Below are 25,009 nucleotides of genomic sequence, written 5' to 3' on the forward strand. Positions count from 1 at the left end.
GAGAAAGCCTTCCGTGTAATACAGAAGGCTTTCTCGTTTTTAAAAAAATTTAATGCCCTAAGTTCCCTACATTAAACAGCACTTCGTAAAGCAACACCACCCCAAAGATGATCATACTTACGCCGGCAATGCGATTCAGCCATTCTACGTTGGTGAGGGTAAGCTTATGACGGATTTTATCAGAAACAAATACTTTAAGGATATCGGCCGATAACACCAGGCTTAAACATACGGCGTACATCACGAGCCGGTGTCCTACGCTGGTGGCGCTGTTGGCCACACACACACCCAGCCAGAAAATGATCACTCCCGGGTTCAGCGTGTTCATCAGAAACCCTGCGAGCCATATCTTAAGATAGTCGTGGGTCCGGAACATCTCCGGCTTTTCATCGCCTGTGCTGATCTTCACCTTTTTGAACAACAACCCGTAGATGCCCATGCCTATCAATAAAAAACCGCCACAGGTACCTATCGTTCTTTTATATTCTTCCAGTCCGGTAATAAAAGAGGCGGCGAGGTTGCCGGTCAATACAAACATGATATCGCTGAAAGACACGCCCAGCGCAAAGCTGATACCTGCCTTAAAGCCATTATTAATACTGTACTTTATAATCGCGAAAATTACCGGGCCCACCGATAAAGAAAGAAATAATCCCAGTCCCAGTCCCGCTACAATTGATGCTATCATGCTTATAATTTCCGAATCACAGGTGCTACTTAGTTCTTAACGGTTTTGCCTACCAGGAAATTCTCCCAGTCTTTCAGTTTCTCACCTTTCATTACGCGTGGAAACTTATTCATGGCGCCTTCTTTACCCTTACAACGGAGGTAATCTATGAATACATCATTCGGCAGTATTTCTACAAATACTTCTTTCAGGGCGGCAGAACGTTCTACGGCATAATCATCATTCACCTCGCTGAGGGTTTGATCAATGATTTCCCGTACTTTTTCGGCATCTACTCCCGGGGTATCCGTACCAATATACCAGCGATGCGCAAACAGGTTCTCATAAGGGAAACCGGCTACAGTAAACTCCCTGATGTTGATACCCATTTTCTTCTGAACATTGTCTATCGCCTTGTTCATGTTGTCGATACTCATGTGCTCCCCACAAAGGCTGAGGAACTGTTTGGTACGGCCTACAATCACAATTTCATGTTCTTTCACGGAAGTAAACTTCACCACGTCTCCAATCAGGTAGCGCCAGGCGCCGGCACAGGTCGACAGCATCACCGCATACTCCACATCTTCCACTACCTCGTTGACCATGTATGACTTGGGATTGGGCTTCACCTCTCCTTCCCCATCAAAATTTTCTTCATTAAAAGGAATGAATTCGAAGAAGATACCGGCGTTCAGCACCAGCTTAATACCCCGGGTACCGGGACGGGCCTGGAATCCGAAAGATCCTTCCGACGCCATATACGTTTCAATAAACGCAATAGGCTTTCCGAGCAGTTTTTGGAAACTATCGCGGTAAGGTTCGAAAGATACCCCTCCATGAATATATACAGCCAGGTTGGGCCATATTTCGTGGATATTCTTTACGCCATGGTATTTAATAATTTCCTCCAATACGATTTGTACCCAGGCTGGTACGCCGCAAACAGTACCTACATCCCACTCCCTGGCCTTGCGTACAATCAGTTTAATCCGCTGTTCCCAGTTGGGTTTACGTGATATTTTACCTCCGGGTTTATAGAAACGGCGAAACCACTTCGGGATATTCTTAGCCTGGATGCCACTCATATCCCCTTCATAATAGTCGCCCTTCTCAAATAGCGAAGTAGTACCGCCCAGCATCAGGATCCCTTTTTCGAAGGACCGGGGCGGTATATTGAAGTTAGCCATGGAATACAGCTGCTTTACCCCTACTTTCTTCACGGTTTTCAGCATGGCCTTGGTAACCGGTATATGCTTGCTCGCCGATTCAGAAGTACCTGAACTCAGGGCGAAATATTTAATTTTCTCGGGCCAGCTTACGTTGGCTTCACCTTCCAGGCAGCGATACCACCATTCCTTATGCATTTTGGAATAGTTATGCACAGGTATCTTTTCACGGTATTGCCCTATGAAATTGGGACTGTCCAGAATATCCTGAAACTGGTAGTGGCGACCAAACTCTGTCTCCTTAGCCTTCTCCAGCAAACGATGCAGCACCTGCAACTGGTATTGGCGAGGTGTTCCTAATTTAAACGTGAACTTCTTCCTGATGCGTAGTGACCTGGAAATAAGATTACCTATGATGGCCATTAACTTTCCCTCTCTTTAAAATGAACTACAAAAATAAGTGGAATATTGAATATTACGGGTCTGATAATTTAGAATTACAGTTTATGTGTTATTAATAAGTTGTCTATACATACAAAATATAACGAAGATGTAGGCTATAATTCGCAATTCATAATTCGCAATTCGTAATTACCTTTGCGGCATGTTAAAAACTACTTTACTCAAAGCTACTGAAGCCAGCGGAAAAATACTGCAACAATATTTCGACGGTCCTTTCGAGGTGAGCAGTAAAAGTACGGTGAACGACCTCGTAACAGAGGTGGATAAAAAATCTGAAACAGCCATCATCGCTACTATCAGGGAAAATTATCCAGATCATTTTATCTTGAGTGAAGAAGTTGGGGAGATAAAGACCAGCTCGTCCACTAAATGGATCATTGATCCTATCGACGGAACTGTCAATTATGCCAATGGTATACCCATTTGTTGCGTATCGATAGGCGTGGAACAGGATGGGGAAATGATACTGGGCGCGGTGTATAACCCTTTCATGAACGAATTGTTTGTGGCGGAAAAAGGCAAAGGCGCAACCCTGAACAATAAACCTATTCATGTTTCCACCAAAACCGAGGTGGCAAAATCGTGCCTGGTAACCGGTTTTCCCTATAAGTGGGAGGAAGGTACCAACAATCCTGCGGTGGTTTTTGAACGCATCATCAAACAAGGCATCCCGGTACGCCGTTTGGGTTCCGCAGCCATAGACCTCTGTTGGGTAGCTTGTGGTAGGTTTGACGGGTTTTATGAACATCACCTGCAAGCCTGGGACGCTGCTGCCGGCTTTCTCATCGTGGAAGAAGCAGGCGGAAAGGTAACCGACTACTCCGGCAACCGGTACTCTCCCTATCAAAAAGAATTACTGGCCACCAATGGCCTTATCCATAGTGCATTACAAGATCTTGTTAACGGAAAATAATGGAACAGGAAAGAACTGAAATACAAGACCTGGGCGAGTTTGGCTTAATAGACTACCTCACCAGGAACATAGAAATACAAAATGCCAGCACCGTATTGGGTGTAGGCGATGATGCCGCCGTAATTGACCATTTCGGTAAACAAACCGTGATCAGCACCGACATGCTGGTAGAAGGCATTCACTTCGACCTCATGTATACCCCGCTGAAACACCTGGGCTATAAATCGGTAGTGGTAAACCTGTCGGACATTTACGCCATGAATGCCATCCCTACCCAGATTACCATCAGCATTGCCTTCTCTAACCGTTTTTCCCTGGAAGCGCTCAACGAATTCTATGAAGGCGTATATGCCGCCTGCGAAAAATATGGCGTAGACCTGGTAGGTGGCGACACCAGCAACTCTCAGAAAGGATTTATCATCAGCGTAACGGCTATCGGAGAAGTAACACCCGACCAGTTTGTAAAAAGATCTACTGCCCAAAAAGGCGACCTGCTCTGTGTAACCGGCGACCTTGGCGCCGCCTACCTGGGCCTCACCCTCCTTGAAAGAGAGAAAAAGATTTACCTCGAAAGCCCCGATGTAAAGCCCGACCTCGAAGGCCAGACGTATATCATAGGCCGGCAGCTGAAACCGGAAGCCCGTAAAGATATCATTGAGTTCCTTCAGCAGGAAGAAATTATACCTACTGCCATGATGGATGTAAGCGACGGGCTCAGCTCCGAAATACTCCACATTGCCAAACAAAGCAACCTGGGTGTAGTGCTCTATGAAGAAAAAATTCCCATTGCCCAGGAAAGCAAGGAGATAGCCATGAAATTTGGCCTCGATCCCACTGCCTGTGCATTGAGTGGTGGAGAAGACTATGAGCTGTTGTTCACCATGAAACAACAGGACTACGATAAAATTGTACTCAATGAGCAAATCAGCGTAATAGGCTATATGGCCGATATCTCAGAAGGAGCACATATCCACACCAAAGGCGGTAACAAATTTAAATTGGTATCCCAGGGCTGGAATGCTTTTAAACAGTAAGTTTACATCAGCACAATAAACAGATAAGGCGCACCGACGGTGCGCCTTATCTGTTTATTGCTCTACTGTTACCGGTATCACGGGACTATTATGAGTAGGAGGCAGATCTCCTGCAAACACAGAAAACTTCAGTTGGTAATGTCCCGGCTTATCCGGCATCACCACCTCCAGGTTTATCAGGCGGCGCAACACCGCCCTTTCCAGCGTCATAGGCGATTTAACCGGTGGTAAATCTTCATCTTTAGTGGTAAAACCATATCCTAACACCGGCTCGTTGGTGCGATCCAGCCGGATGGGCTGATGATAATCATTATTAGGCTGCAACATCACGTTAATATGCTCTCCCCGCTTAGCTTTGATCTGCTTCAATGCCGGCTTTAACTGTATCAGCGAATAGGAATAATAAGCAGGCACTATATCATAGTCCCACACACCATAAATGGTACGTACACTATCTGTAACAGGAATCCCTGATCCGGGGTCAAATACTATCATAGCAGGCTTTCCCCACAGCTGTATTTCCGTATCCCAGAAATTATACTGGCTACGACGGGAATAACGGCTATTGAGGCTGTAAGACAACTGCCCCGTATAAAACATATACTTAGAGGGCAGTTGGTAGCTGTTCAAAAAAACTACCGGGCGCCCCTGTGCGCGGGCCGCCACCTGCGAAGTCCACTCCTTGTTATGATGAATCTCCGGCCTGATTTCTACACCCGGCATAAAGTCCCAGATCATGTACACCCGGGTAACCAATACCAGCAACAGCGTAACCGGCAAAGTATATAACAACCATTTCTGCGACCAACCTTTTCTTACAATCGCCTGGTGGGCCAGGATCACCGTTGGTGTAAACAGCATCACCGTCCAGTTGGCCTCTACCCTTCCCTTGAATGTGCTGAGCAGAAAAAACGCCAGTACACCAATCACACAGAACTTCAGCGCCCGCTCAAATGAGTTCTGAATAGGACTCCGGAAAGCATAATACAGGATCAGCCATCCCAGCAAAGGCCCGAACAACAACAGTTGCCCTCCCAGGTAATCGAGCGTATAACTGATGTCATAGGAAGAGGCATTCCGTTCTACCAGGTGATATTGCAGTGACGGGAAACCATGGGTATACTGCCAGTAGATATGCGGAAAAAACAGGATCGTTGTAATGATCACTGCTACATAGAACTTGAAAACTTTGATAAGGTTGATATTCGACAAGAAGGTAAAAAACACCAGTAATACACCATGGTATTTACTATAAAACATCAACGCCATGGAAACACCCAGTAACAGGGTATTCTTCCAGGTTTGTTCATTCACAAAATTACGGTATACCCAGAAGTAAACAGCCGCAAAAAAGATTAACGGTACATCCGGCACCGCCAGTATCCCACCAATCTGCATGGCGCCCATGGCGCCTATCAGCAGGTAAAACAGCTTATTATCCTTTGAAGCAATGAGCCTGGCGGTAATCCACAACGTGAGTGTATTCACAATTACGATCAGCAACCTCACCCCCAGCTCATTATGAAAGATGCCATAGCCTATCTTGATCAGTAGCGCAATCATAGGCGGGTGATCAAAATACCCCCAATCCAGGTGACGCGAATACACCCAATAGTATGCCTCATCATCCCACAGCTCCGAGAAGCAGGCCTGTAACAAGCCTAAGATCAGCCAGGAAAGCAGGAACAGATTTTTATACTGGTCTTTTTTAAAAAACTGAGATAGTGCACTCATGTGGATATACAGTATGATTAATCCTGCGAAGATAGGGCTATTAACAGTATACTGTTGTACTCCAGTTGGAGTGGATGGCTACCAGGGCCGCATCATAGCCCACAGCAAGGCGTCCAAGCGCCTGTTCCCGGCCAATTGCCCTTGCCGGGTACAGCGATCCCATTCTCAGGGCTTCTTCAAGCGGAATGCCTACTTTCTCTACACAGTTGCGCACGGCCTGGGTCATTGTCAGACATGAACCTGACAGCACTCCGGTAGCACTTACAAAACGATCCTTCTCCCGGATATATATGTAGCCGCCAGCCCTGTTTTCCTCTACCGCATCGGTAATCAGGAACAAGCGTTCCTTCATCATCTTTTTGCTGATACGGATAGATGCAAAATCAACATGTATGCCATCAGCCACGATACTGGCGCATACCTGGGGATGATCGTAAATAGCACCTACAATGCCTGGAGCCCGGCTTTCCAGTGGTGACATGGCATTAAAAAGGTGGGTAGCATGATGGATACCATTATCGAAAGCAGTATAGGCCTGGTTGTAAGTAGCATTGCTATGCCCTGCAAATACCACGATACCCGCTGCTTCAAGTTGTCTTACCAGCTCCGGATCACAGCATTCCGGCGCCAGGGTAATGATCTTCACTACATCCCGGCCGTTATCCAGGATCCAGTTAATGTCTTCCTGGGTAGGCGAATGAATATACTGTTCCAGGTGGGCGCCTTTCTTGGCCGGGTTAATAAATGGTCCTTCCAGGTGCAGCCCCAGCACACCCGCTCCTTCCTGCTGCCAATAGGCCCTTACCGCTCTCATAGCTTCCAGCATGATTTCAGGGCCAATAGTTGCTACCGTTGGCATAATCCATGCAGCGCCACCAGCGCGGCTATAAGCCACGGTACCAGCGAGCGAAGCGACGGACGGGTACATGGAAAACACCTCTCCATTTCCACCATATATCTGTAAGTCAATGAAAGCCGGCGCCAGCAAGGCTCCCTGCAAGTCGGTTTCATGGCCGCTGGCCCGGTATTCCGATGCAGGCACTATGGCCGTTATCTTTCCCTGGTGGGTGGTTAGTACGTGATTATCCAGTATTTCTTCGCCAGTAAAGATCCTGGCGTTGACAAAGGTAACAGACATACAATATCATTTACAGGTGTGAAACAACTTCATATAACTCTAAAGGCAGCCCATCAGGGTCTGTAAAAAATGTAAAACGTTGTTGGGTATGCGGGTCAATGCGAACGGGTTCTGTAGTCACCCCTTTTTGTTGTAGTTGTTGTACGGCAGCAGCGATATCCGCCACGGCAAAGGCCAGGTGTCGCAGGCCACAGGCCTCCGGGCGGCTTACCCGCGGAGGAGGGTCGGGGAAGGAAAATAATTCGATAATGTACTGGTTACCCAGTGCCAAATCCAGCTTCCAGGAGTCCCGTTCTTCCCGGTATACTTCCCGGATTACCTGCAGGCCCAGCACATCGGTATAAAAGACTTTACTACGGTTGTAATCAGCACAAATAATAGCGATGTGATGGACTGCCTGTAATAACATATATTTCATTTTAGCCGAGGCCGGGTTATCCTTTCGGTAAAATCGTGAATGCGTCTGCGTCTTTCAGGAAGGGGATATTTTTCCTCACTTCATCCAGCCGCTCACGTTGAAGGGTATACGTAAATACATCTTCGTCGTGCGATTTGCGGTAAATAATTTCTCCCATTGGATCTATCAGGCTGGTTTCACCACTGTGATAGATATTGTTTCCATCATTACCTACCCGATTCACACCAATAGCAAAGCATTGATTTTCAATAGCTCTTGCTTGCAGTAGGGTGGTCCAGGCTGTTTTACGCCTTTCCGGCCAGTTAGCTACATATACCAGCAGGTCGTAAGCAGCTTCATTGGTATCGGCCTGTATCGTATTGCGGGCCCATACCGGGAAACGCATATCATAACAGATATTCAGGTTAATTTTCCACCCCTTTACCTGTGCAATCAGGCGTTTGTTGCCAGGGGTATAATGTTCATTTTCACCGGCATATCCAAACAGGTGGCGTTTATCATAAGTACCGTAGGTACCGTTGGGCAACATCCAGATCAGGCGGTTCAGGTATTCACCGTGTTCTTCGATAATTAAACTACCAGTAATGATAATATTCTTCTCAGCCGCCTTTCGTTTCATCCACTGAACAGCTGTTCCGTCCATCGTTTCAGCAAGCTGCGCGGACTTCATGCTGAACCCGGTGCTAAACATTTCCGGTAAAAAAACCACTTCCGTTCTTTCGGTAATGCTGTCGATTTTTTCATCAAACATGCGCAAGTTGGCTTCCTTATCTTCCCAGTGCAATTGCGACTGTATAAGTGTTACTTTCAGATCTGACATTATCGGTTATTGTGATCACAAAATTAAGTCGTGGCTGGTTAGAAACTTTTCAAATTATTGCCCTATTAAGCGTCGTTCTTTGCGATTTGTTCAAGTGCATCCTGGATTAATTCCGATTCGAAACCTCTTTGCAACAGGTATTGCATAGTTTTATACCGGCGTTTCATGGCTGTTTCATTGCGGAGCGACTGGTATTTCTTATCCGCGAGTTTTAACAGTACGGCGGCATAATCATCTGGATCTATCTCCTCCATTCCTTTCTTAATGCAATAAGCCGATACCTGCTTCTGCTTTAGCTCCATCTGGATTTTCTTCCGGCCCCACTGCTTGATGCGAAACTTTCCGCCTGCATAGGCCCTGGCAAACCGCTCTTCGTTGAGGAAGTTTTCGGCTACCAGCTCCGCGATAGCTTCTTCTACCTCCTCTCCTCTTAGCCCCAGTTCCAGGCATTTATACCTGGTTTCCTGGTGACTTCTCTCCTGGTAAGCACAAAACTGCCGGAGTTTTAATATGGCTGATAGCATGTAGCTGTTAGCTTTAAATGTAATTAACCCGCCTTACGCCATTATTTCACAATTCTCAGCTTGGCATAATTCAGCATAATTTTCTTTTCGCCACCTCCTTTAGGGAACAGGATCGTAGCAATCCTGTTGTTCGGCGCGCCTTCCATAGCAGTGATGGTACCAAAGCCAAACTTCTGGTGCTCTACCTGCATACCGGGCACCATACCAGCCGGATCATCCGGGGCAAAATCGGCGGAAGGCACATGGGTGGTAGCTCCGGAAAAAGTAGGCTTGGGCGCTGGCTTCTGTACCGGCTGCTGCTGTTGCTGGCCAGGCGTTTTCCGTTGCATGCGATCAAACATATTGCCGCTATTGCTCCAACCGGAAGTGTTACCACCGCCAAAAGCATTACGTACACTGCCTCCACCGGCATAACTGCGGTCTATAAATTTCTCCGGCATCTCTTCCAGGAAGCGGCTCGGCTCATTCTGTACCAGGTTACCGAAGCGGTAACGGCTGTTGGCATAAGTAAGCCACAAACGCGCCTTGGCACGGGTGATGGCTACATAAAACAAACGCCTTTCTTCTTCCAGTTCCTCCCGGGTATTGATAGACATTCCACTGGGAAACAGGGTTTCTTCCAGTCCTACAGTAAATACTACCGGGAACTCCAGCCCTTTGGCGGCGTGAATGGTCATCAGTTTCACCACATCGCTGTCTTCATCATTACCCTGGTCCGCATCGGTCAGCAGGGTAATTTGCTGCAGGTAGGAGCCCATGCTCTTATCCAGCAGTTCGCCTTCCTCATCAGGGGTTTCGGTAAATTCCTTGATAGAGTTCAGGAGTTCCTGCACGTTTTCATAACGGGCAAGCCCCTCCGTAGTTTTATCGTTAAAAAGTTCTTTTACCAGGTTGGTCGATTTGCCCACGGTCACCGCCACGTCGTAGGCATTATGCGTGGTCAGCAATGCCTGGAAGCTCTTAATCATTACCACAAAAGCCTCAATTGCCTCTACTGTACCGCCTTTGAACCCAAATTCACGGGCTCTTTCCAGCACTTCCCACATAGTAATGTTATGCTCATTACTCAGCACGATGGTTTTTTCGATCGTTGTTTTACCTATTCCACGTACCGGGTAATTAATTATCCGCTTTAAACTTTCCTCATCACGGGTATTCATCGTAATACGGAGATAGGCCACGAAATCCTTGATTTCTTTACGCTGGTAGAAAGACAAGCCACCGAAAATGCGGTATGGGATGGCTTTACGGCGCAAGCTTTCCTCGAAGGAACGGCTCTGGGCATTGGTACGGTACAGGATTACAAAATCGCGGTTGTCGTAATGATTCCGCAACTTTTGTTCTGCAATAGTATCTGCCACAAATTTACCTTCCTCGTTATCTGTCATGGTGCGTACCAGCTTAATGGTATCGCCTTCCGTGTTATCTGTCCAGAGATTTTTCTCGATCTGTCCTTTATTGTGGGCAATCACTTCATTGGCCACATTCAGGATGGACTTGGTACTACGGTAATTCTGTTCCAGTTTTACCACTTTCACATCGTCATAGTCTTTTTCGAACTGGAGGATATTCTGAATAGTAGCACCGCGGAAGGAGTAGATACTTTGAGCATCATCTCCCACCACACAAATATTTTCATTGACAGCACCCAGTAATTTGATGATTTCATACTGTGCAGGGTTGGTATCCTGGTACTCGTCAATCATGATATATTTAAACTTGTGCTGGTATTTATGCAGTACTTCCGGGAAGGATTTGAGCAGTACATACATTTTAAACAACAGGTCGTCAAAGTCCATCGCACCATTCTTGAAAGTACGTTTGGCGTACATATCATAAATTTTACCGATCAGGGGCCGGTTGGCGCGCATATCTTCGGTTTGCACCAGGTTATCCATCAGGTATTCTTCCGGTGCCATCAGGCTGTTTTTGGCAGCGGAAATACGGTTATAAACGAAGCTGGGCTTATAGTGTTTATCATCGAGATTTAGCTCGTTGATAATTGTTTTGATTACGCTTTTGGCGTCGTCTGTATCATAAATGGTAAAATCGCTGGGATAACCAAGCCGGTGGGCCTCTCCACGCAGGAGGCGGGCAAATACCGAGTGAAAGGTACCGATGTAAAGATTACGGGCTTCGCTGCCACCTAAAATCTTTTCCACACGCTCTTTCATTTCGCGGGCAGCCTTATTGGTAAAGGTGAGTGACAAAATATTAAACGCATCCACTCCATTCCGCATCAGGTGTGCAATCCGGGTGGTAAGCACCTTGGTTTTTCCCGAACCGGCGCCTGCTACAATCATCAAAGGGCCGTTGATATGTATTACTGCTTCCCGCTGTTGTTCGTTAAGCTCGTCTAAATAGTTTGCCTTCATCACGACTGCTGTTTATATTTTATATATGTAGAAAGATACGTATTTCAGAAGGGTGTAAAAGTACGAAAAAGGAGCTAAGGAATAAACTGATAAATGGGGTTTTCACGTATCGATGTTAACTTTTCACAAAAACAGCGAAGAACAATTGGTTATTTGTTCTTCGCTGTTTCCTGGTGACCGTTACTGGTCAATATCTATGGCTTTGCACCTAATGCTTTCATAAAACGGAAATGAGACACTACTGCCCCTTGCATAGTAGGGATACAATTATAGGGCAAATTGTGTTCTGCACATTTGGCCGCTACAATTTTACTGAGCGCCGGGTAATGTACATGGCTGATCCGAGGAAAAAGGTGATGCTCTACCTGGTAGTTCAGCCCCCCTAAAAACCAGGAAATCATTTTATGATCCGGGGCAAAATTGGAAGTGGTCTTTATCTGGTGAATAGCCCATTCGTTTTCAATAACTTTAGCATCATCTCCTACCGCTTCAAATTCAGTTTCTTCCACTACATGCGCCAATTGGAATACAATCGCGAGCGTAAAACCCATTACTGCATGCATAACTGCAAATCCGGCCGCCCAGGCTTTCCAGCCCAGGAGCACGATAGGCAATACAATATAAAAGCCCACATACAAAACTTTACTCAGCCAGAACGTCATATGATCAGTTATTTTCATGGGTTGCAGGGGTGTTTTGTAGACTTTACGCCCCAGGTATTTCACAAAATCCATAATAAATACCCACGCGAAGGACGAAATAGCATATATCAATACCACATACAAGTGTTGAATACGATGCATGGGCACCCATTTCTGGGAGCTGCATTGCCGCATCAGCGGGCTTTTCGCGATATCGTCGTCCAGGCCATCTACATTCGTGTAAGTATGATGAATAATATTGTGTTTCTGTTTCCAGATGAAGGCGTTGCCCCCCAGGGCATTGAGGGTAAGACCAAAAGTATCGTTCACCCAGCTATTGGTAGAATAGCTGCCATGACAAGCGTCGTGCATAACATTAAACCCAATACTGGCGAGTACAAAGCCCAGGATGGCGCAGAAAGTCAGCGCAAGCAGGCCAGACATGGGAACGAACAAGACGATTAAATACAGGGCAATTGCCACGGGAATGAGAATGGCCGTTTTAAGATATAGCTTCCAGTTTCCTGTTTTTGCAATGTTGTTAGATTTGAAATGCTCTTCCACGGCAGATTTTAGCGCCGGGAAAAATAAAGCATTCTTGTTGTTGAAAGTAACTCTTGGCATAATAAGCATTGTTGAGCCGGCGTACAGTAATAGTAGGAAAGCTGCAGATGATTGATTTGTTCGCTAAGTAACGGTTTAAAACCGGTAGTTTGTATATTATTCTCCCCGGGAACCGATTATTTAACAAAGAATTGTGCTTATTGCCTGGAGCGTATTGAAAACAGGTAACAGAAATCTGCAAACCGGCGTGCAACAGATACGGCGCTTACCTGAAGGGAATTCAGACATGGGTACAACATAAGAATTGTTTAGGCTTACTAGGATTGTTCATAGCCCCATTAGCAGTGCTAATCATGGTATTGTTGAGGGTTGGCAGACTTCTGTTATCCAAAAGCCTGAATGGGTTTATTCATCCTGCCGCTTACGGCCATTAATGCCTGGTAATACGCGTTTTCAGCATTTTACGGGCAAAATGAATCCGGCTTTTTACTGTTCCGAGGGGTTCATTGAGGATCGCAGCAATTTCATAATACTTGTAACCTTCGAAGTACAGCAGGAAAGGCTGTTTGAAGATTACAGGCAAGTTATACACCGCCATCTGTACATCTTTCACCCGTAGATCGGACTCTGCGAAATTTCCGATAGCGGAGGGCTGGTGGCTCAACAGGTAATCGCCTACCGCATTATCAAGCAACCGGTATTGCCGGTTACCGCGGCGGTAGTTATTTATAAAAATGTTCCGCATAATGGTGTAGAGCCAGGCGCGTATGTTAGTGCCAGCCAGATATTTGTCGCGATTAGATAACGCGCGGAACAGTGTTTCCTGGTAAAGGTCCTTGGCAGATTCCGAATCTTTTGTCAAGGTAACTGCGTAGGGCCGCAGAAAATCGGCATTTCCAAGTAATAAACTATTGAATTCGGTGGATGACATAACGGTTAACTTTAAGTGATTCACAATTACTACAGTAACAGCCGTTAAACGGCGGGGGAGACAACATAAGGCAGCCTGGTAAACATCGGGCTCCCTCCGGTTTGCTACCGGCACCTGTGGCGCTTTATTCACAGGGCGGTATCAACACCCTGAAACAGCAAAACAGGTGCCTTAATCAGGTGTGGCGGTGATCATGAGGAATAGTTTTAGTTAAAAAATAAGTTTGCATATGGGGTATTTTAAATCGTAAACAGAGTATTAGATCTTCTATTTCTGTATTGTTCAACGCCTGCTACTACGAAGCCGGAACGACAATAAAATCAGCATTATTCCTGTAATCACCGCATAAATACCAAACACCCAGGTAAGCGTTACAGCGGCAGCTACTGGGTTTGCCACCAACAGCAGTCCAAAAAAAATTGTCAGCAAACCTCCTGTTATATACCATCCTTCTCCTGTAATCACCTTCCTCAGCCTAATAGCAATAATTAACTCAAACAAACCGGCCACCATGGCTCCAAATGCCACCAGGTAGATAAGTGCTGCTCCCGTCGCAAACGGATTATAAAAAGTGAGGAAGCCTAATATTACACCCAGCAATCCCGAAAATAAGAATATGCTCCAATTTTCATTTGTCTTGCGCGCCGCGATCGCTCCCACTATTGCAAATAATCCACCGATGAAAAGATATGCACCGAAAAAGACAATCAATGTAGCAAAAGTGGCACCAGGCCAACCTATTGCCAGTATCCCCAATATCAAAGCAAAAATCCCTCTTAACAAAAAAATCCACCAATAAGTGTTATAAAAGTCAGGCATGCATTCACGGTTTAAGGTTTCACGATAGTAGCTGTTAAATGGCAGGGTTTATCAATTGTGCGCAATAAGCACTTTCCGTTTCAAGATGTTGAACAACCAGGAAATAATAACAAAGTTTTAGTAATGCATGTATTTAAGTGTTTTTGCAACAACATCGGTGTCTCATCATTACACATGGCTGCCTTATGGAGTAGTAGTGTTCTGAAATAAAGGCGGCACATGTCCTCATACTGGTAAGTTTATTGGTTACAGATAGCAGAACATCGCATAACAACACCCTACCAGCAATAGTATCCGCTTGATTCTATAAATACCGAATTGAACAACAACAGTTTAAAAAATTCGATGGGGGCCCGACTCTCAAAAAAAATGGTCTGATATGCTCACTTGCAAATCCCAACATTCCTTTTATGCAAATCAAAAAAGACCAATGCATTAAATAATGATTGCTCTACACACAATTTAAAAAATTTTGTTAAAAAAAACAAAAACGTTTTTCCTTGCCCTGTAAGTCAATACAGCAGCCAGCATATAGGGAGCTCAGCTATAATAAAGCTATCTTTCATGACGGTCTACTACCAACCGGTGTTCGCGGTTAGCAATATCCCAGGCGGTATAAAAAACCAACTGTGCCCGTTTGGCGAGCAGGTCATAGTTGATTTTGTCTACCGTATCGGTAGGCGCATGGTAATCGGCATGCGTACCATTGAAGTAAAAAATGATGGGAATACGGTGTTGTGCAAACATATAGTGATCCGACCGGTAATAGAAGCCCTCAGGATCATTAGGATCATTGTATTTATAATCCAGTTTTAAATGGGTGTAGGTATTGTTAGCCCGTTCATTAATAGGGCGTAAGGCCGAACTGAGCTTATTATCGCCAATAATATACAGGTAATTGGTATCTTTTTCATGTGCCGGATCTATGCGCCCTATCATGTCGATATTCAGATCGGTAACTGTTTGCTGCAACGGGTAGATGGGATGTTCGGTGTAGTACTGCGATCCGAGGAGACCTTTTTCTTCGCCGGAAACAGTCATAAACACCATACTTCTGCGCGGGCCGTGACCGGCTTGCTTAGCCCGGGCGAAGGCGGCGGCTATCTCCAGTACTGCGCAGGTGCCGGAGCCGTCGTCGTCGGCGCCGTAAAAGATCTCGTCGCCCTGTTTGCCCAGGTGATCGTAATGCGCTGTCACGAAAACCAGCTCCTCTTTTTTATCGGTACCCTCCAGGTAAGCCAGTACATTGGATGGCTGGAAGATAGTGGCGGCTTTATCAAATACAATACGTACCGATGTTTTGATCAGGGAAGGCACCTTAAGGCCCTTATCTATCTCCTCCAACAGGCGATCGTTACTATCTACGCCAATAATGGCAGCAGCAAGCGTGGGCGTTATGAAATACACATTGGGATGAGCGGTCGTATCTTTCTGAGCATAAAGCCCTGTCATGCGGATCTTCTGTTGATTCAATGACCGGTAACGGCCGGCAGACGGAGAAATCACCAGTATTGCTACCGCTCCCCTGGCTTTAGCCGCTGCAACACGTTCGTCCAGGTTGCCTTTATCCCGGTACGCGCCGCGTTTTACCATTTCCCGGATCATCACTACCTGCCCTCTTACATCCAGGTTATGATAGTCATTGTATTCACCCGTCACAATTCCCTGATCCGCATATATTATCTGGGAGATGTTAATATCCTGGTTCTCCCCGGCGCGGAGATCGGAAAGAAAGTCCTGCCCATATAAAAAGGTGTTATTCCGGACGGTAATACTGCTATTTACCAGGCTATCGGAATATAAAGGATAGTACTGCTGCCACTGGCCATTAGCGCCTGGTTTAAGCCCTGCAGCAGCAAATTGACCAGCTATATACGCTGCTGCTCTTTCCTGCCCCGCTGTGGTGGTTTCCCGCCCTTCCATGCCTGGACCTGCAATAATATGCAGCTGCTTACTGAGCTTTTCCGCAGTAATGGTTTGACCATATTTTTCTGCGATGGGATTCTCTACCGGAGCAGGAGTGGTTTCTACCTGCGCCCGCACAGTAGCGAAAAGGAATAAGCAAATAACAGTAGCTGCAACCCTCATGAGGCACGATTTTATTGAACAATCACCTGGATACTAAATAAAAAGAGCCGGTTGGAAGCCGGCTCTTTAATATTACTACATTTTCGTGTATTCGTTACAGTAAAAAATGATATATGGTGTTAAACCATTACAGGCAGGCCATTTTGCGTACCCTGTCCTGGTGGCGGCCACCTTCGAAAGAGGTACCCATAAATACTTCCACCATTTGTGTAGCTACCGGAATATCTACAAAACGGGCGGGTATACACAGCACATTGGCATTGTTATGAGAGCGTGCGAGCCTCGCGAGTTCTTCTCCCCAGCATATAGCTGCCCTGATGCCCTGATGCTTGTTGGCAGTGATAGCTACACCATTGGCACTGCCGCAAACCAGGATACCAAATGCCGCCTGTTCTCTTTCCACCGCAGTAGCTACCGGGTGTGCATAGTCGGGGTAATCCACAGAATCTTTAGAATAGGTACCATAATCTTTTACCTGCAGACCTTTGGATTCAAGGAAAGAAATTATCTCTTCTTTATACTCAAACCCTGCGTGATCTGAGCCAATTGCCACAGGCAGAGCAAGATTAAATATAGTATTTTCCATTTCAGTTACTTTGTTTACAGTTATAGATAATTAAGACCACTCTTCCACCTCTGTTTTAGCCAGTTTATCCTCACGATCTCTCATCGCCTTTTTGGATATAAAGATACTGATTTCATACAGACAGTATAAAGGCGCAAATACGATCAGCTGATCTACCAGGTCGGGCGGGGTGATAATGGCTGCCAGGATCAGGATTACCACAATAGCATGGCGTCTGTAAGCCCGCAGAAAGTCCGGGGTAAGAATGCCAATTTTAGTGAGGAAAAACACCAGCACCGGCAATTCAAACAGTAATCCCATACCCAACACAATCTGCGTCATCAGGTCCATGTAATCATCTATAAAAAACTGGTTAACAGCTTTTGTTGTTACGGTATAGGAAGCCAGGAAGTTAATGGTAAACGGCGCCATCAGAAAATAGGCAAAAGCGATACCCAGGAAGAACTGGAATGATACCCAGAAGATCACTCCCCTGGCGCCCCTCAATTCCCTTTCTTTTAACGCTGGTTTTACGAAACGCCAGAATTCCCAGAAGATGTATGGAAAGGCGCAAACAAAACCGATAATAAACGCCATTCTGAACTGCAACATAATCTGTCCTACCATTTTATAGTTCAGGAATGTCACCTTTACGGGCGTAATACAGAGCTGATTGCCCAGTCCTACCCAGTGTCCCAGCTTGCACAAGGCGATATAGGAAGGGAAGTCAGCGTTGGTAGGCCCGAAAATAACGTTGTCAATAATTTCCTGGGTATAAACGAAGCCAAATATGCTGAATGCCACGAGTGCCAAAGCCGATCTGACGAGGTGCCACCTTAAATCTTCCAGGTGGTCGAAAAAAGACATCTCTGCCTTGTCCTCATTACTTGAGAAAAATTTCTTTAACATACTTTATATGATCGAACGATATTGAAAACTGTTTGCTATTAAGGATCACAAATATAGCGGTTGGATACTACAAATTAGAGTAGCGCTGGCATTTTAATGCTGCTTTAAGTAATTGATCGGGTAAAATGTGAGAGAAAAAATAAAGGGAAGAAGGCAAAGGGAAAACAGAGGGAAAAGCAGGTAAAAAAAAAGAGCCAGCCCGAGAAGAATCAAGAGCCGGCCTTTCATCCATTGTTTGTTAACCCCAAAAAAGTTGAATTCGAGAATGTCTTTAGCTTCCAGTTAAACTACTTACCCAATTGATGGCAAGCGTTCAGTATAAGTAAGAATCTCTGGTTGCGTTTTATTTTGTAATACAAAAATAACAAGAATTATTTTATTATCAATGTTGGAACACTTTTTTTACAACCTTTTAACAAAAATCAAATCATTGTGTTACATCATCTGGAGCAAATGTATACAATCCGTGTTAAATTCCTACTACTTTTTTTAAAAACGTTTTAGCTAATTTGTTATTGACTCGTTAATATTAGTATTAAATAAATAATTATATCATATTAATATCTGATAAGTCAGCCTGATTCACGGTAACCCCTACACTAACATTTTCATCTTCACCATTTCGATCCGGGTATCTGTAACATTCAGAATATCAAACTCATAGTCATCGATAATGATGCGTTCTTTAATCTTCGGAATGGTTTCGTGATGGTTGATAATATACCCTGATAGCGTTTCACTTTCGTCTTCCGGGAAATCCAAACCATACCTTTCATTCAAGTAATCGAGCTCCAATCTGCCTGAAAAAATATATTCTTTCTCAGCAATCTGCTTCTCTACAAACTCTTCCTCATCGTGTTCGTCCTTTATATCGCCGAATATTTCTTCCAATACATCTTCAATCGTAACAATCCCTGCTGTTCCGCCAAATTCATCCACTACCCACGCAATGCTTCTACGCTCCTTATTGAATTTACTCAACAGGTCGATAGCGCTCATTGTTTCGGGCACGGCCAGTATAGGATGAATAATGGAATTGATGTCCTTTGGATTCTTGAACATATCTAACTGGTGAATATAACCGAGGATATTATCGATAGAGCCTTCATAGATGATAATCTTTGAGAGCTTGGTATCCATAAATTTTTTCCGGGCATCACCAATAGGACGATGAATTTCCATGGCTTCAATCTCCTTGCGGGGAATAAGGCAGCCACGGATTTTTACATGTGCCAGGGATAATGCATTTTCGAACAGCTCCGTATTCAGGTCCTGGTTGTTTTCACCAAAGTGCTGTTGCGACTGCCTGACAAAATGCTCTACATCTACACGGGTAAAGGATTCCCCGTTTTCCAGCAATCTTACGTTAAACAGGTATTTCAGCATCCACTCAGATATGGACACGAGTACATTACCTATTACATAGAGCGGTTTCGCAATCAATGAAATGGGCAATGCAAAAAAGCTGAGTAATGCTTCCGGCCTGGACCTGAATATAGCCCTGGGAATAAAAAAACCCAGGAAAAGCATGATCAGGCTGGCTAGTATTACCTCAATGAAAATAACGAATGGCTGCAGGCCGGCAGCTTCAGATTTGCCCATGAAGGAATCCCAGGCAGGCTGAAAGACGCCCGCCACCATAATGCCATAGATCACTACGGTAATGGTAAATCCCACCAGGCTGGTTGCCAGGAAACGACTGGGGTTTTCATTCAGACTGGCCAATATCTTACCAGTAGCCCGTCCCTGCTTCTTTTTCAGCTCAATGCTCAATTTATTCACATTGGCGAAGGCGGCTTCTATACCAGAAAAAAAACCCGCCAGCAGTACGAGAAAAACTAAAATAATAATTGTGTATCCGTCCATCCTAACAAAAATAAGGAATTAGGAAAACCAACGATCAAACCGCTATTTTATATTTAAAAAATCTGTCACCAGCTTTTTTACCTCTTCATATGCTTTTTCCAGTTCATCATTCACCACAATCTGGTCAAATTCATGGGAGAAGGACAACTCATAGCGCGCTTTGGCCAAACGCTCCTCCAGGGAAGCCTGCGTTTCGGTACCACGCTCGCTGAGCCGCACCCGTAGTGCCTCTAACGATGGCGGTTGTATGAAAATGGTCAACGCATTCTCATGGTACTTCTCCTTAATTGATAAGGCGCCTTTCACATCAATATCCACCATGGGGATCTGCTCATTACTCCAGATACGTTCCAGCTCACTTTTGAGGGTGCCATAATATTTACCGGCGTATACCATTTCGTATTCCGCAAAAGCGTGGTTGTCTATATGCTGATGAAATTCATCTGCAGACATAAAATAGTAATCCTTTCCGTTTATTTCATTGGCCCTTGGCGTGCGGGTACTGGCCGAAATAGAAAAAGCCAGTATTGGCAGGTTAGCCAGTAACTTTTTAACGATGGTGGTTTTACCGGCACCAGAGGGAGCGGTAACGATGATGATTTTTTTTTCCATTAGTAATGATAAAGTAGTTGTAGCTGACTATGCCAAATGCAAAACCCAAAAACCAGTAAAAAGTTTTGCTGGTATTTGGGTTTTGTAAATAGCTGCTGCTACTATGATGGCTTAAATAGCGTGCTGCTTTTATACTCGTTTAATATCCGCGCCCAGTTTTCTCAATCTCTCATCAATATACTGGTAACCGCGGTCTATCTGGTCTATATTCTGAATAGTACTCTTTCCTTCTGCGCTGAGGGCGGCAATAAGCAAAGATACCCCTGCACGAATGTCGGGAGACGACATGGTAATACCGCGTAGCGGGTGCTGACGGCCCAGGCCAATCACTACTGCCCGGTGAGGATCACACAACACAATCTGTGCACCCATGTCTATTAGCTTGTCGACAAAGAACAGGCGACTTTCGAACATCTTCTGGTGGATCATCACACTACCCTTTGCCTGTGTAGCTACTACCAGTACAATACTGAGCAGATCGGGTGTAAAGCCGGGCCATGGATGGTCGGAAATAGTGAGTATAGATCCATCCAGGAAAGTTTGTATTTCGTAGGAATCCTGTGAAGGAATGTAGATATCATTGCCACGAACCTCCATCTGGATACCGAGTTGCCGGAATTTTTCCGGGATGATGCCCAGGTGTTCGATACCGGCGTTTTTGATGGTGATTTCGCTCTGCGTCATCGCCGCCAACCCTATAAAGGAGCCGATTTCTATCATATCCGGCAGCATACTGTGTTCACAGCCACCCAGTTGTGTTACCCCTTCAATGGTGAGCAAATTGGATCCAACTCCGCTGATACGGGCGCCCATGCGGTTCAGCATTTTGCAAAGCTGCTGCAGATAAGGCTCACAGGCCGCGTTATAAATAGTGGTAGTTCCTTCCGCCATTACAGCCGCCATTACAATGTTAGCGGTACCTGTTACGCTGGGTTCATCGAGGAGCATATAAGTGCCTTTCAATCCTCCTGCTGTTTCCAGGCGGAAGTAGTTGTCGTCGGCATCATATACAAACCGGGCTCCCAGCTTTTCAAAACCAATAATATGGGTATCGAGCCGGCGACGGCCTATTTTATCGCCACCGGGTTTGGGAATGAAAGCACGTCCAAACCTCGCCAGCAACGGTCCTGCAATCATTACAGAACCACGGAGACGACCGGATTTCTTTTTAAATTCGGGACTCTCCAGGTATTTCAGATCTACCTTATCGGCCTGAAACTCGCAGGTATCGCGACTTATACGGTTTATTTTTACACCTGCATCTCCTAGCAACTCTATCAGCAGATTTACATCTACTATATCGGGAATATTAGTGATAGTAACCTTTTCGGGGGTTAGCATCACGGCACTGATGATTTGTAAAGCTTCGTTTTTGGCACCCTGGGGTATAATTTCTCCCTTTAAGCGGTTGCCGCCTCTTACTTCAAAAGCACTACTCACTTGTTCCTGTTTTTGTTGTATTTGTTATTGTGCTTATTATTATTTCCTCCGCTCTTATTTCCGCCGCTGTTGCTGCTTTTGAATTTATTCTGCTGGAAATTTTTACGTTTGTTGCTGGAACGGAACTGTTCACCGCCACCGGCTACATTTCCGCTGCCACCAGGGAAGTTAGCAGGAGCAGCCGCAGCACCGCTGGTATGACCCGGGTGGTATTCCAGCTGACCATTTGTGATGGCCAGCAATTCGGCCTTAATAGCATCATCATGTACACTTTCCTTGTGCCAGTTAGTGTAAGCCAGTTTCATATAATTACCGATACACTGGGTAAATCCTTCTTTCATTTCAGGGTTTTCCTCATGTACGGCTTTATCTATGATCATTTCCAGGTTTTTTCCGAAGTGACGGTTCCTGGGATATTTTTTTGGGTAAGGCAGTCTATCTGGCCTAGCTCTCAACTTTTCGATAGTAGGAATCGGGTAAGGTGATTCTACTTTCAGGGTGAAACCGGATATATTAAAGATATGGTCCCATAATTTATGCCTGAAGTCCTCCACATTCCGTAAATGCGGGTTCAGCGTACCCATAAGCTCTATCACGGCCATAGCATTACGCTGACGCTCCTCGTCGTCTTCTATGGTTCCCAGGTATTCCACCATTTTCTGGATATTCCTGCCATACTCCTTCATTATCAGGTAATTACGCGTGGTATTGTATTCCATTACTAGTATTTAAAAAAACATGATTTGATGATGGGACATCTTAAGTGAAGAAAATTAATCGGCAACATCTATGCAAACATAATAAAAAAATATGAGGAACATTTCATCGGCCGGTATTGTTTATAAGAGCAAAAATGTTTGTTATGGAAGTACTGAAAAACAAGGTAGCACTGGTAACAGGCGCCGGTTCGGGGATTGGTAAATGTGTGGCGGAACTTTATGCCAGGAATGGGGCGAGCGTAGTGATCAGCGACATCGATGAAAAGGGCGGAGAAGCAGTTGCCAAAGCCATTCAGCAGGCGGGTGGCAAAGCTATCTTCGTAAAATCAGATAGTAGTAATCCCGGCGACTGTGAGCAACTGGTAGCCCAAACCCTGTCGGAGTTTAAACAGCTGGACATTGCCTGCAACAATGCCGGCATTGGCGGCGCGGCAGCTCCCACGGGTGAGTATCCACTGGAAGAATGGCAAAAAGTTATCAACATCAATCTCAATGGCGTTTTTTACGGCATGCGTTACCAGTTGCCCGCCATGGAAAAAGCCGGAGGTGGCGTAATTGTCAATATGGCCTCCATCCTGGGCGCCGTTGGCTTTGCGGGTTCCTGTGCATATGTAGCCGCCAAACATGGAGTGGTAGGGCTTACACAGGCAGCAGCGGTAGAATATTCAGCCAAAGGCATCCGGGTCAACGCTGTAGGGCCTGGCTTTATAGAAACGCCCTTATTAACCAAACACCTGAGCCAGGAGCAAATGCAGGCCCTCGTAGGGTTACATCCAATAGGCAGGTTAGGCCAGCCGGAAGAGGTAGCGGAAATGGTATTATGGCTGAGCAGTCCTCAGTCGTCCTTTGTCACCGGCGGCTACTATCCCATTGATGGCGCTTACCTGGCCAGATGATACCAGTGAAAGCCAGCCGCTTTTTGCTTCTTAAAAAATGTTTGCTAGTTTTAGTCAATGCAAACAAATAAGCTCCCCATACTTTTTTTACACGGCGCATTGGGCGCTACCTCTCAATTTCAGCCATTAGCTGCCGGGTTATCCGAACATTACGAGGTACATCAGCTCAACTTCAGCGGCCATGGTGATGTGCCCTTTTCCGAGCAGGGATTCAGTATACAGGTATTTGCCGCAGAAGTATTATCCTACCTGGAAAACAAGGACCTCGACTTTGTACATGTTTTCGGATATAGCATGGGCGGGTATGTAGCCATGTACCTGGCCAGGCATTATCCCGAAAAAATTGGCCGTGTTATTACACTTGCCACCAAGTATAACTGGAATGAAGCTACTGCCGGAAAGGAAGTAAAACAGCTGGACCCGGCAGTAATTGAAGAAAAGGTGCCTGCTTTTGCCAAGCTGCTGGCCGAACGGCATACGGCAGGCAACTGGAAAACGGTGGTATCCCGTACGGCCCAGCTGATAGAAGAACTGGGACACCAGGCATTACTGAAGCCCCATGATTATGCGCAGATCGTGACTCCCTGCATGCTGATGATGGGCGACCGCGATAATATGGTATCCTTCCAGGAAACCATTGAAGTATATAAAGCCTTACCACTGGCCCAATTCACAGTATTGCCCGACACGGCGCATCCGCTGGAAAAGGCAGACGTACCCTTACTGGCCTATTATATCAGGCGGTTTACGACCCAAAATATTTAAAATGTTATCAGTGGTGGCCCATGGCTAGCTTTCCCCAGTTATCGAGGTCCGCTTCCGTCCATAGTTCGGGGAAAAAGACGATGCGTTTATTTTTCGGCGGCAGGTATTGTTGCCAGTTGGTACCACCTGTAGCAGCAATGTCTTCCGGGGTTTTGTGGAGATATCTTACGGCTGATTTATAATGTACCAGAGGCCAGCGTACATTGACATTCAGATCATATTCCTTTAATAAGGGCGCCACGGTGGCCTGATCGGCGGAAGAAAGCTGCTGGTAGCGGGCTTCCAGGTGACAGTGCTCGTATTGGGTAGCCATCTGGAGAAAATCATCCATATATTTCAGCTCAAACTGCCGCAGGGTAAGTGTTTTCTTACCGGAAGCCAGTTCCGTGGCACCGCTACGCCAATAAATATGCTCCAGCACCTCTTTCAGGGGCGCTTCCTTTAATGGAGGACGCATAGGTTCATATACCAGGTTGATTAACCGGGTAGAGCCTATTTCTATCATCCGGAACTGGCCGCTCTGAAAGCCGCTGGCAGGGAGTAGTGCCATGCGGAATTGCAGGAACTGTTCCTTATCCATCCCATCTACCATTATTTCAAATGAGCTGATAAGGCTATGGAAATAGTTGTTAATCCGTTTGAGTTGGGTAATAAATATTTCAGCCGACAGAGCGGGTGCCAGCGCTACCTGTTCGATGGCCTGCAACGATAATTTAAAATACAATTCCGTGATCTGGTGATAAATGATGAAAATTCTTTCATCAGGAATTGGCGTGCGCGGGTGTTGCAGGTTGAGCAACACATCCAGCTGAATATAATCCCAATAGGTAAGGTAGTCCGCGTACAGTAAGCCATCCAGGTAAGCCGACAGGTTCTGGCCCATAGCGGCATACTTTTCCTCCAGCTGTCGGATTTTCTCGGCGATTTCTGGTGTAACCATAAT

Annotated in this window: 23 protein-coding genes; 4 read left to right on the forward strand and 19 right to left on the reverse strand. The window is 45.6% G+C overall.

Translation table 11 applies throughout. The features are described 5' to 3' along the window. Nucleotides 1-49: 49 nt before the first annotated feature. Together FHW36_RS01550 and FHW36_RS01555 are read right to left on the reverse strand one after the other, a co-directional pair. Nucleotides 50-688: a LysE family translocator gene (locus FHW36_RS01550; protein ID WP_145661194.1), complete on the reverse strand. Its 639-nt coding sequence runs from the start codon at nt 686-688 to the stop codon at nt 50-52. A gap of 29 nt (nt 689-717) precedes the next feature. Beyond that, complete coding sequence (locus FHW36_RS01555; protein WP_145661198.1) at nt 718-2,256, reverse strand: GH3 family domain-containing protein; 1,539 nt, start codon at nt 2,254-2,256, stop codon at nt 718-720. Between the two features lie 181 nt (nt 2,257-2,437). Between FHW36_RS01555 and FHW36_RS01560 the strand changes: the two genes are divergently transcribed. Both FHW36_RS01560 and thiL read left to right on the forward strand, forming a co-directional pair. Then, complete coding sequence (locus tag FHW36_RS01560; RefSeq protein WP_145661200.1) at nt 2,438-3,208, forward strand: inositol monophosphatase family protein; 771 nt, start codon at nt 2,438-2,440, stop codon at nt 3,206-3,208. Beyond that, on the forward strand, nt 3,208-4,242 hold the full coding sequence (thiL, locus tag FHW36_RS01565; protein ID WP_145661203.1) for a thiamine-phosphate kinase: 1,035 nt from the start codon (nt 3,208-3,210) through the stop codon (nt 4,240-4,242). The genes FHW36_RS01560 and thiL overlap by 1 nt, the downstream gene beginning before the upstream one ends. Nucleotides 4,243-4,296: 54 nt before the next feature. Here the strand turns inward: thiL and FHW36_RS01570 are convergent, their stop codons facing one another. The 16 genes from FHW36_RS01570 to FHW36_RS01645 all read right to left on the reverse strand — a co-directional run bounded on the left by FHW36_RS01570 (nt 4,297) and on the right by FHW36_RS01645 (nt 22,405). Beyond that, the gene (locus FHW36_RS01570) at nt 4,297-5,976 is read right to left on the reverse strand and encodes an ArnT family glycosyltransferase (RefSeq protein ID WP_145661206.1); all 1,680 of its coding nucleotides are present in this window, start codon (nt 5,974-5,976) and stop codon (nt 4,297-4,299) included. Between the two features lie 40 nt (nt 5,977-6,016). Further along, on the reverse strand, nt 6,017-7,114 hold the full coding sequence (gene nagA, locus FHW36_RS01575) for an N-acetylglucosamine-6-phosphate deacetylase (RefSeq protein ID WP_145661209.1): 1,098 nt from the start codon (nt 7,112-7,114) through the stop codon (nt 6,017-6,019). Between the two features lie 10 nt (nt 7,115-7,124). Beyond that, complete coding sequence (gene gloA2, locus FHW36_RS01580) at nt 7,125-7,523, reverse strand: SMU1112c/YaeR family gloxylase I-like metalloprotein (protein ID WP_145661212.1); 399 nt, start codon at nt 7,521-7,523, stop codon at nt 7,125-7,127. Nucleotides 7,524-7,548: 25 nt separating this feature from the next. Then, nucleotides 7,549-8,352, reverse strand: coding sequence for an amidohydrolase (locus FHW36_RS01585; RefSeq protein WP_145661214.1), 804 nt, complete (start codon nt 8,350-8,352; stop codon nt 7,549-7,551). A gap of 65 nt (nt 8,353-8,417) precedes the next feature. After that, a complete protein-coding gene (locus FHW36_RS01590) occupies nt 8,418-8,876 on the reverse strand; it encodes a regulatory protein RecX (protein ID WP_145661217.1) in 459 nt (152 codons plus the stop codon). Nucleotides 8,877-8,917: 41 nt separating this feature from the next. Then, complete coding sequence (locus tag FHW36_RS01595) at nt 8,918-11,251, reverse strand: ATP-dependent helicase (RefSeq protein WP_145661220.1); 2,334 nt, start codon at nt 11,249-11,251, stop codon at nt 8,918-8,920. Between the two features lie 194 nt (nt 11,252-11,445). Next, nucleotides 11,446-12,516 (reverse strand): fatty acid desaturase family protein, encoded by a 1,071-nt coding sequence (locus FHW36_RS01600; protein ID WP_145661223.1) that lies wholly within the window; start codon nt 12,514-12,516, stop codon nt 11,446-11,448. Nucleotides 12,517-12,886: 370 nt separating this feature from the next. Then, nucleotides 12,887-13,387 carry an RNA polymerase sigma factor gene (locus FHW36_RS01605; RefSeq protein ID WP_145661225.1) on the reverse strand — a complete coding sequence of 167 codons (501 nt, stop codon included), beginning with the start codon at nt 13,385-13,387 and terminating at the stop codon, nt 12,887-12,889. Between the two features lie 282 nt (nt 13,388-13,669). Next, complete coding sequence (locus tag FHW36_RS01610; protein WP_145661228.1) at nt 13,670-14,206, reverse strand: HdeD family acid-resistance protein; 537 nt, start codon at nt 14,204-14,206, stop codon at nt 13,670-13,672. Nucleotides 14,207-14,761: 555 nt separating this feature from the next. Beyond that, on the reverse strand, nt 14,762-16,294 hold the full coding sequence (locus FHW36_RS01615) for a M28 family peptidase (RefSeq protein WP_145661231.1): 1,533 nt from the start codon (nt 16,292-16,294) through the stop codon (nt 14,762-14,764). A 127-nt stretch (nt 16,295-16,421) separates the two neighbouring features. Continuing rightward, nucleotides 16,422-16,880 carry a ribose 5-phosphate isomerase B gene (gene rpiB / locus FHW36_RS01620; RefSeq protein ID WP_145661234.1) on the reverse strand — a complete coding sequence of 153 codons (459 nt, stop codon included), beginning with the start codon at nt 16,878-16,880 and terminating at the stop codon, nt 16,422-16,424. 30 nt (nt 16,881-16,910) lie between these two features. Further along, nucleotides 16,911-17,768: a twin-arginine translocase subunit TatC gene (gene tatC, locus FHW36_RS01625; RefSeq protein ID WP_145661237.1), complete on the reverse strand. Its 858-nt coding sequence runs from the start codon at nt 17,766-17,768 to the stop codon at nt 16,911-16,913. 594 nt (nt 17,769-18,362) lie between these two features. Then, the gene (locus FHW36_RS01630; protein ID WP_145661240.1) at nt 18,363-19,634 is read right to left on the reverse strand and encodes a hemolysin family protein; all 1,272 of its coding nucleotides are present in this window, start codon (nt 19,632-19,634) and stop codon (nt 18,363-18,365) included. A 42-nt stretch (nt 19,635-19,676) separates the two neighbouring features. Further along, entirely contained in the window at nt 19,677-20,246 is a 570-nt protein-coding gene (gmk, locus tag FHW36_RS01635; protein ID WP_145661242.1) for a guanylate kinase, read from the reverse strand. 129 nt (nt 20,247-20,375) lie between these two features. Continuing rightward, a complete protein-coding gene (murA, locus tag FHW36_RS01640; RefSeq protein ID WP_145661245.1) occupies nt 20,376-21,686 on the reverse strand; it encodes a UDP-N-acetylglucosamine 1-carboxyvinyltransferase in 1,311 nt (436 codons plus the stop codon). Further along, on the reverse strand, nt 21,683-22,405 hold the full coding sequence (locus tag FHW36_RS01645) for a DUF4290 domain-containing protein (protein ID WP_145661247.1): 723 nt from the start codon (nt 22,403-22,405) through the stop codon (nt 21,683-21,685). Before FHW36_RS01645 ends, murA begins: the two co-directional genes overlap by 4 nt. 143 nt (nt 22,406-22,548) lie before the next feature. On the opposite strand from FHW36_RS01645, the gene FHW36_RS01650 reads away from it, so the two are divergent. Together FHW36_RS01650 and FHW36_RS01655 are read left to right on the forward strand one after the other, a co-directional pair. Next, nucleotides 22,549-23,301 (forward strand): SDR family NAD(P)-dependent oxidoreductase, encoded by a 753-nt coding sequence (locus tag FHW36_RS01650; protein WP_145661252.1) that lies wholly within the window; start codon nt 22,549-22,551, stop codon nt 23,299-23,301. A 57-nt stretch (nt 23,302-23,358) separates the two neighbouring features. Then, nucleotides 23,359-24,066, forward strand: a complete 708-nt coding sequence (locus FHW36_RS01655; protein ID WP_145661255.1) for an alpha/beta fold hydrolase — start codon at nt 23,359-23,361, stop codon at nt 24,064-24,066. Nucleotides 24,067-24,073: 7 nt separating this feature from the next. Here the strand turns inward: FHW36_RS01655 and FHW36_RS01660 are convergent, their stop codons facing one another. Then, entirely contained in the window at nt 24,074-25,006 is a 933-nt protein-coding gene (locus FHW36_RS01660) for a tryptophan 2,3-dioxygenase family protein (RefSeq protein ID WP_145661260.1), read from the reverse strand. Nucleotides 25,007-25,009: the final 3 nt, after the last annotated feature.

It is taken from the genome of Chitinophaga polysaccharea, assembly GCF_007829335.1.
Taxonomy (GTDB): Bacteria; Bacteroidota; Bacteroidia; order Chitinophagales; family Chitinophagaceae; genus Chitinophaga; species Chitinophaga polysaccharea_B.

Excerpts from the sequence above, each read along its gene's own strand:
- FHW36_RS01550 (WP_145661194.1), bottom strand. The coding sequence starts at position 688 with ATGATAGCATCAATTGTAGCGGGACTGGGACTGGGATTATTTCTTTCT.
- FHW36_RS01555 (WP_145661198.1), bottom strand. The coding sequence starts at position 2,256 with ATGGCCATCATAGGTAATCTTATTTCCAGGTCACTACGCATCAGGAAG.
- FHW36_RS01560 (WP_145661200.1), top strand. The coding sequence starts at position 2,438 with ATGTTAAAAACTACTTTACTCAAAGCTACTGAAGCCAGCGGAAAAATA.
- thiL (WP_145661203.1), top strand. The coding sequence starts at position 3,208 with ATGGAACAGGAAAGAACTGAAATACAAGACCTGGGCGAGTTTGGCTTA.
- FHW36_RS01570 (WP_145661206.1), bottom strand. The coding sequence starts at position 5,976 with ATGAGTGCACTATCTCAGTTTTTTAAAAAAGACCAGTATAAAAATCTG.
- nagA (WP_145661209.1), bottom strand. The coding sequence starts at position 7,114 with ATGTCTGTTACCTTTGTCAACGCCAGGATCTTTACTGGCGAAGAAATA.
- gloA2 (WP_145661212.1), bottom strand. The coding sequence starts at position 7,523 with ATGTTATTACAGGCAGTCCATCACATCGCTATTATTTGTGCTGATTAC.
- FHW36_RS01585 (WP_145661214.1), bottom strand. The coding sequence starts at position 8,352 with ATGTCAGATCTGAAAGTAACACTTATACAGTCGCAATTGCACTGGGAA.
- FHW36_RS01590 (WP_145661217.1), bottom strand. The coding sequence starts at position 8,876 with ATGCTATCAGCCATATTAAAACTCCGGCAGTTTTGTGCTTACCAGGAG.
- FHW36_RS01595 (WP_145661220.1), bottom strand. The coding sequence starts at position 11,251 with ATGAAGGCAAACTATTTAGACGAGCTTAACGAACAACAGCGGGAAGCA.
- FHW36_RS01600 (WP_145661223.1), bottom strand. The coding sequence starts at position 12,516 with ATGCCAAGAGTTACTTTCAACAACAAGAATGCTTTATTTTTCCCGGCG.
- FHW36_RS01605 (WP_145661225.1), bottom strand. The coding sequence starts at position 13,387 with ATGTCATCCACCGAATTCAATAGTTTATTACTTGGAAATGCCGATTTT.
- FHW36_RS01610 (WP_145661228.1), bottom strand. The coding sequence starts at position 14,206 with ATGCCTGACTTTTATAACACTTATTGGTGGATTTTTTTGTTAAGAGGG.
- FHW36_RS01615 (WP_145661231.1), bottom strand. The coding sequence starts at position 16,294 with ATGAGGGTTGCAGCTACTGTTATTTGCTTATTCCTTTTCGCTACTGTG.
- rpiB (WP_145661234.1), bottom strand. The coding sequence starts at position 16,880 with ATGGAAAATACTATATTTAATCTTGCTCTGCCTGTGGCAATTGGCTCA.
- tatC (WP_145661237.1), bottom strand. The coding sequence starts at position 17,768 with ATGTTAAAGAAATTTTTCTCAAGTAATGAGGACAAGGCAGAGATGTCT.
- FHW36_RS01630 (WP_145661240.1), bottom strand. The coding sequence starts at position 19,634 with ATGGACGGATACACAATTATTATTTTAGTTTTTCTCGTACTGCTGGCG.
- gmk (WP_145661242.1), bottom strand. The coding sequence starts at position 20,246 with ATGGAAAAAAAAATCATCATCGTTACCGCTCCCTCTGGTGCCGGTAAA.
- FHW36_RS01645 (WP_145661247.1), bottom strand. The coding sequence starts at position 22,405 with ATGGAATACAATACCACGCGTAATTACCTGATAATGAAGGAGTATGGC.
- FHW36_RS01650 (WP_145661252.1), top strand. The coding sequence starts at position 22,549 with ATGGAAGTACTGAAAAACAAGGTAGCACTGGTAACAGGCGCCGGTTCG.
- FHW36_RS01655 (WP_145661255.1), top strand. The coding sequence starts at position 23,359 with ATGCAAACAAATAAGCTCCCCATACTTTTTTTACACGGCGCATTGGGC.
- FHW36_RS01660 (WP_145661260.1), bottom strand. The coding sequence starts at position 25,006 with ATGGTTACACCAGAAATCGCCGAGAAAATCCGACAGCTGGAGGAAAAG.